Source organism: Streptosporangium sp. NPDC051023, assembly GCF_040689595.1.
Classification (GTDB): domain Bacteria; phylum Actinomycetota; class Actinomycetes; order Streptosporangiales; family Streptosporangiaceae; genus Streptosporangium.
The window spans coordinates 1-6,777 of record NZ_JBFBCE010000172.1 but is presented as its reverse complement, the minus strand read 5'-3'; the positions used below and the strand labels follow the sequence as shown (position 1 = coordinate 6,777).

The 6,777-nt window shown below is 68.8% G+C and carries 4 protein-coding genes; 2 read left to right on the top strand and 2 right to left on the bottom strand.

Features of this window, described 5'->3' with window-relative positions; translation table 11 throughout:
• Positions 1-170: 170 nt before the first annotated feature.
• Positions 171-596, bottom strand: coding sequence for a peptide deformylase (locus tag AB0395_RS47295; RefSeq protein ID WP_366294686.1), 426 nt, complete (start codon positions 594-596; stop codon positions 171-173).
• Between the two features lie 573 nt (positions 597-1,169).
• Entirely contained in the window at positions 1,170-3,965 is a 2,796-nt protein-coding gene (locus tag AB0395_RS47290) for an AAA family ATPase (RefSeq protein ID WP_366294685.1), read from the bottom strand.
• A gap of 93 nt (positions 3,966-4,058) precedes the next feature.
• On the opposite strand from AB0395_RS47290, the gene AB0395_RS47285 reads away from it, so the two are divergent.
• Positions 4,059-5,228 carry an MFS transporter gene (locus AB0395_RS47285; protein WP_366294683.1) on the top strand — a complete coding sequence of 390 codons (1,170 nt, stop codon included), beginning with the start codon at positions 4,059-4,061 and terminating at the stop codon, positions 5,226-5,228.
• A complete protein-coding gene (locus tag AB0395_RS47280; RefSeq protein ID WP_366294681.1) occupies positions 5,218-6,570 on the top strand; it encodes a M20/M25/M40 family metallo-hydrolase in 1,353 nt (450 codons plus the stop codon). The genes AB0395_RS47285 and AB0395_RS47280 overlap by 11 nt, the downstream gene beginning before the upstream one ends.
• Positions 6,571-6,777 lie beyond the last annotated feature (207 nt).

The window sequence follows — 6,777 nt, the reverse complement described above, 5'->3', positions numbered from 1 at the left end:
GTCTCCTCCTGCATGCGGCGGATCAGCTGAATGTGCCGCACCCAGTGGGCGTGGGTGTCCACGTGGCCGTACATCATCGTCGAGGTCGTCGGGATACCAAGCCAAGATCCAAAAGATCGATCCCGATTAAGCGTCCTCAGAGTGCGAAGATCATCGGTTTCCTCGCCAAATCAGTACGCCCATGCCCGCCCGGTTCCTCGGTATTCGGCGACGGGAATCGGGGCAACTCCTGGCCTCATGCGGCTGTTGTACAGCAGCCCATCAAGATGATCAATCTCGTGGGCGATCAGCCGCGCAAGACCATGTTCGTAGCACTCAACACGTGTTTCACCGCTGAGAGTCTGGCTTTCAACGGTGATCTGAAGCGGGCGCGGAACCAGACCACGTACGTCGAAAAACGACAGGCAGCCTTCATGCTTTTCATCCGTTTCGGACGAAACGAAAGTGATACGCGGATTGATCAACACTATGGACTCGTCAGCACTGTCACGCAGGGCAGACCGGACAACGGCAATGGCATGGTCGAGGTCAATTTGTGGAGCGGCCAGCCCCATACCCTTGCCGGAAAAGTCATGCACTTGGGCAATGCGGTTCATGGCAGCCTGAAGTTACTGGACAGCCTGCCGAGCAGTCTGCTGCTTGGCAGGCAACACGAGACGGCGGGCAGTCCTGGCGAGGATGGGTGCGCCGATCTGAACAACGCCAAGGTCGCACATACGCTGACTGGGAAGCTGAGAGGTCACCCGGTTGTCTCCTCACTCCGAGCTTTGAATCGCCATTCCAGACGGTAGCGGGTGTGCAAGGCCGGGGCCTCGGTACTCCAGCCGAAAACGCGCTGGTCGCCGTCGTCGCGCTGGGTCGGTGCGGTCCTCAGTGGAAAATAGCGGGAGTTCACACACTGTAAACATACTGTGGATCCGTCGACGCTCTTCAACGAAAGAAGGCCGCCACGGTCCGGAAAGCCGCGCACACCACCGCCTTGTCCGGAAAGTCGGCATCGATTATCCGAATTTCCATGACATAAAGCTTTATGACAAAGGCATGAATCAGCATACGCAGTCCGCTCGACCCAGGAGTGTCGCGTGTTCGATCCACCGGCCGCCGGATCTATGGACCGCGGCCGGCACGAAGTTGAGAAGTGATCTGAAGATCCGAAGTCCGTACAGGCCTTAGATCAATCCGTGCCGGTGGGCAGCCGTGGCGGCTTGGACGCGGCTGCGTACGGCGAGCTTGGCGAGGATGTTGCTCACGTGCGTGCCCGCCGTCTTGACCGAGATGAACAGCTCCTCGGCGATCTGTCGGTTGGTACGGCCGTCGGCGAGCAGGCGCAGCACGTCCCGCTCGCGCGGCGTGAGGCCGAAAACGCGCTCCTCGGCCGGGTCGGTCTCGCCCTGCGCCACGAGGGGAATCCGAGCCAGGCGTGCCAGCCGTTCGATTCGGGCGCTCAAGGGCTCTGCTCGCAGGCGATCCGCCTCCCGGGCGGCGTTGGTCAGATGGGAGGAGGCCGCGGAGCGGTCTCCCGCTTCCGCGGCGTGTTCCGCGGCTCGCAGCAGGGCCAGAGCCTGAGGGTACGGCTGGCGAAGATCCGTCCACGCGGCCGCGACGCACGGCCAGAGATCTGGCTGTCCGGTCTCGGCGGTGAAGGCGAGGCGGTGGGCTTCTTGGACGGGCCCGATCACCGGCAGCGCGGCCGCGGTCTCGGGCAGGCCGGGCACGGGTAGAGAGGCGCCCGCTTCGATTACCGGCCATAGGTAGCGTGGGCTCGTTTTTCCGCTGATCAGTGCCTCCTCCACGAGTCGCGCGGCGTCGGCCGTACGCCCCTGTGCTTTGCGGAGATCCACCTCCATACGCACCAGCAAGAGGTGATCCTGGGCATAGAACGTGCCTCTGGTGAAGACTTCGCGGGCATGGACCGCGGCATCCTCGGCGCCTCCAAGGTCGCCTCTGGCCAGCGCGATCGTGCCGGCCAGCACCATCAGGTACGCGCGAAGGCTGAGTGTCGGGGTGACACGCAGGGCGTGCTCGACGATCTCGGCGGCCTCCTCCCACCGGCCCAGCGCGATCAGCGCCTCCGCGAGGTTGCCCGCGTGGATCGGACCCGCTGTACGGGCGAGACCCGACCGAGTGGCGGCGGCGAGTCCCTGGCGGGCCGCATCGGCCGCTTCGGCGTACCTGCCGACGCCCTGCAGGACGTCCGCCTCACAGCGATAGGCGTGCAGGAGCGCGCCCTGGTCGCCCATGCGGCGGGCCGTCGCCTGGGCGTCGATCAGGTGAGGCAGCTGGGCGTCGAGGTCGCCGGCGCGTGCCTGCGCGTACGTCAGGTTGACGGTGGCGATGACCTCAGCCTTGGCATCGCCCGCAGCCTGCGCCGCTTCCAACGCCTCGCGGGCGACGACGCGGCCTTCGGCTTCCAGGGGGACCGTGAGGAGGCGATTGGCGAGCAGATTGAGTACGGTCGCGCGTGCCGGATGCTCGCACGGTGTCAGACGAGCGGCTTCGCGCAGATCGTCCAGGTCGCCCGGCATGCCGAGGAGGTGGCGCAGCTCGCCGCGGTGGGCGATCAGCCAGCCGGCACGCGCAGGATCGACATCGGCCGAGAGCGCTGTCTCGACCAGTTGGACGGCGGTCGAGTTCTCCCCTGCGGCGATGGCGGCGCGTACCGCTGCGTCGAGCACGTCAGCCTTGGATGTGGCCGGATCGGGCGCCTGTTCCCACAGCTCCAGCACGCGAAGCAGCATGTGCAGCTGTTCCGCGTGCGCCAGGGACGCCGCGGCCTCCGCGGCGGCGCGGCGAGCGGCCGCCAGTGTCTTGGCGGGTTGGCGCTTGGCGGCGTGCCAGTGCAGGGCGGACTCGTACGCCGCCCGGCCCAGTGGGGCGAGCTCCGGGTCCGTCTCCAGGGCTTCGGCATAGCGTTCGTGAAGGTGCCCCAGTTCTCCGGGAAGCACGTCGTCGTAGAGCACCTCCTGGATCAGCGCATGACGGAACGCGTACGCCTCCTCCTCGATCAGGAGAAGGTTCGCGCCAACCGCTGGGCGCAGCGCGTCGGTGAGACAGGCGTCGTCCAACCGGGTGACGGTGCGCAGCAGCGCGTGGCTGACTCGGGCGCCGCCGACGGCCGCAGCCTGGACTACCCGCCGTGTCTCCTGCGGCAGCCTGTCGAGCGGCGTGATCAGCAGGTCGCGAATGGACACGGGAACCGACGCGCCCGCCCGGACTGACAGCGCCTCGACGAACAGCGGGTTACCCTCGCTGCGCCGGAAGACGTCCTCGATGACCGCGGGGGCCGGCTCGCCGCCGAGCAGGCCGCGGAGCTGACGGACCACCTCGCCCCTGCCGAGCCGGCCAAGCTCCATCCGGGTCGTCCACGGCCTACGATCCCATTCGGCCAGCACTGGGCGGAGCGGATGCGTCCGGTGCAGGTGGTCGCTCCGGTAGGTCACAACCAGGAGGAAGGCGGCGGCCGCCTGCTGGTTTCTGACGAGGAAGTCGAGCAGCTCCCGGCTGGACCGATCGCTCCAGTGCACGTCCTCGGCGACGACCACCAAGGGCCGGTCCTCGGCGAGGTTCTCGAAGAGGGTGAGAATCTCTTCGAAGAGCCGTGCCTGTGTCAGGGTGGGATCGCCGTCGCCGGCGGGCCGACCCAGGAGCGGGAGCAGCCTGCCCAGCTCACCGGGCTCGCCACGGGGCAGGAGGCGGACGAAGTCTTCCGCACCGATCTTGCGCAGCAGGTGGCGCAGCATGGCGGTGAACGGCGCGAACGCCAGGCCGTTCTCGCCCACCTGGGGGCAGTCGCCCGAGAGCAGCCACGCCTCTCCCGTCAGCGGCGCCGCGAACTCAGCGATCAGCCGGGTCTTGCCCACCCCGGCTTCGCCGCCAAGCAGCACGGTGGAGGAAGAGCCTTCTCGGACATGTGTGTAGGCCTCCCCCAGAACGGCCAGCTCCGCGTCCCTGCCTACGAAGACCATGGACACAGACTCGCAGATACGGATGAAAACTAGGGATGCCGGATCGGGTATTCGCCCGATACGTCCGGCCGCCATTGCGACGAAGCTGGCCCGGTGATCCAAACCGGTGCGCAACCGCTGCTCAGCCGTCCGATGGTCATCCTGGGGATGACCTCGCTCGCCTCGATGACGGGCTTCTACCTGCTTTTCCCGATCGTCCCGCTGTATGTGGCATCAGGTGGTTCGGGGAATATGGGCGCGGGGCTGTCCACCGGCGTCACCATGCTGGCGACAGTACTCATGGAACTGATCATGCCGACGTTGCTGGCTCGGTACGGCTACCGCGTCGGCACGGCACTGGGCGTCCTTCTGCTCGGCGCCTCCTCGGCCCTGCTGGTCCTGTCCTCTGCGTTGCCGACGGTGCTGGCCATGAGCCTGGCGCGCGGGGCCGGCCTGGCCATCGTGGTCGTGGTGGGCCCCGCCATGGTGGCCGAGCTGGCTCCGGCCCAGCGTCGGGGCGAGGCGTTGGGTGTGTACGGCGTGGCCGTCGGGATCCCCGCGATCCTGGGGCTGCCGGTCGGCTTGTGGCTGGTTCCGCTCATCGGCTACGGACCGGTCTTCCTCGCGGGGACGGGGCTGGCGTTGCTCGCGTTCATCGGGGTTCCCTGGCTGCCCGCAGGGACGGCGCCGGTCGAGCAGCATGGGGGCGTCCTTCACGCTCTGCGCCACGCCGGTCTCGCCCCACCCGTCAGCGTCTTCGCGACGATCACGCTGGCAGCCGGTGTGCTGCTGACGTTCCTGCCGCTGGCGGTCCCTGCCGGCTCACAAGGGACGGCCGCGACGGCGTTGCTCGCACACTCCTGTGCGATGCCGCTCGCCCGGTGGGCGGCAGGCCGGTACGGCGACCGCCACGGCCAGTCCGTCCTGCTGGTGCCGGCGGTGATCGTTGCGATCATCGGGATGGCCGGGATCGTCTGGCTCGACAACCCCTACGCGGTGATCGTGGGCGCGGCGCTCTTCGGTGCCGGCTTCGGCGCCGCCCAGAACGTGACCCTGGTGCTGATGCTCGCGCGGTCCCCCTCGTCCGCGTTCGCCCGGGTGAGCGCGCTATGGAACCTCGCCTATGACGGCGGGATGGGGATCGGCGCCGTCGGGTTCGGACTCGTGGCCGGGCCCGTGGGGTATCCGGTGGGGTTCGCGTTGATCGTTGCGGTGCTGGCTCTCGCCCTTCTCCCCTCCTGGCTCGACACACAACCGGAAAGGAAGATCATCAGTGAGCGATGAACTGCGGCGCGCCGTACAGAAGGTGCTGCCAGGCGTAAGAGCCGACCTCGAGGCCCTCATCCGCATCCCATCGGTGAGCGCCGACCCGTCCGCGACCGAGGACGTGCGCCGCTGCGCGGAGCTGACGGCACAGCTCTTCCGCGCCGGCGCCGCGCAGGAGGTGAAGATCCTGGATGACAACCCCGGCGGTCGGCCGGTGATCCTCGCCAGTTGTCCCGCGCCACCCGGCCGTCCCACCGTGCTGCTGTACGCCCACTACGACGTGCAGCCCGCCGGCGATCCGGCCATGTGGTCGAGCGGACCGTTCGAGCCGCGCGAAAGCGGTGGGCGGCTGTATGGCCGCGGATCCGCCGACGACAAGGCGGGGATCGCCACCCACCTGGCCGCGTTGCGGGCGCACAGCGGGCGTCCGCCGGTCGGTGTCGTCGTCATCGTCGAGGGAGAGGAGGAGATCGGCTCCCCGGCGCTCGGCGCCTTCCTCGACCGGTATCGTGACAGGCTCGCCGCCGACGTGATCGTGCTCGCCGACTCGGAGAACATCGAAGCGGGCGTCCCTTCGTTCACCACCACGTTGCGCGGCATGGCCAACTGCGTCGTCGAGGTGCGGACGCTGGCGGAAAGCATGCATTCCGGCACATACGGCGGGGCCGCTCCCGACGCGCTCACCGCGCTGTGCCGCCTGCTCGCCACCCTGCATGACGAGGACGGCCAGGTCACGGTGGACGGCCTCGTCACCGGTCGCCCGTCTCAGGCGCGCTACCCCGTAGAACGGTTCCGGGCCGAGGCGGGTGTGCTCGACGGTGTCAGGCTGCTCGGCTCGGGGGGCATCGCCGAACGGGTCTGGGCCGGACCTGCGGCGACCGTCCTGGCCATCGACGCACCCTCCGTGTCAGAAGCCGCCAACACCCTCACCGCATCCGCCCGGGCCAAGGTGAGCCTGCGCATCGCGCCGGGCGACGACGCGGTACGGGCCCGTGCGGCGCTGGCCAGGCACCTCCGCGACCATGCGCCCTGGGGCGCGCAGGTGGAGGTCACCGAGACGGAGATCGCGCAGCCATACGCGGTCGACACCCGAGGTCCGGCCTTTGACGCGGCACGCCGCGCTTACAAGCGAGCCTTCGGCCGCGACGTGGTCGATCTCGGAGGCGGCGGCGCCATCCCCTTCGTCGCGGAATTCGCCGCCGCATACCCGAAGGCCGCCGTCCTCATCACGAGCCCTGGAGGCGATATGGCCAGCCGTGCCCACAGCACCGACGAGAACCTGCATCTGGCCGACTTCGAACGCGCTTGCTTCGCCGAGGCACTCCTGCTCGCCGAACTCGGGGACTGGTCGAGGACGTGACGAGATCGGCGGCACCGTTTCCGCTGGGGCGGTTCGAGGGCGGAGGCTCAGCGGCGCCCCGAGAGGGCACTGCCCAGGCGTGGGCCGCGCGAAGCGCGGGGGGGGGGGCGGGCCCCCCCCCAGAAAGAACCCCCGCCCAACAGGGGGTGGGGGGGGGGGGGCCGGCGCGCGCGGCGGACGCCCCCCGCGGGGGGGGTGGGGAGATCG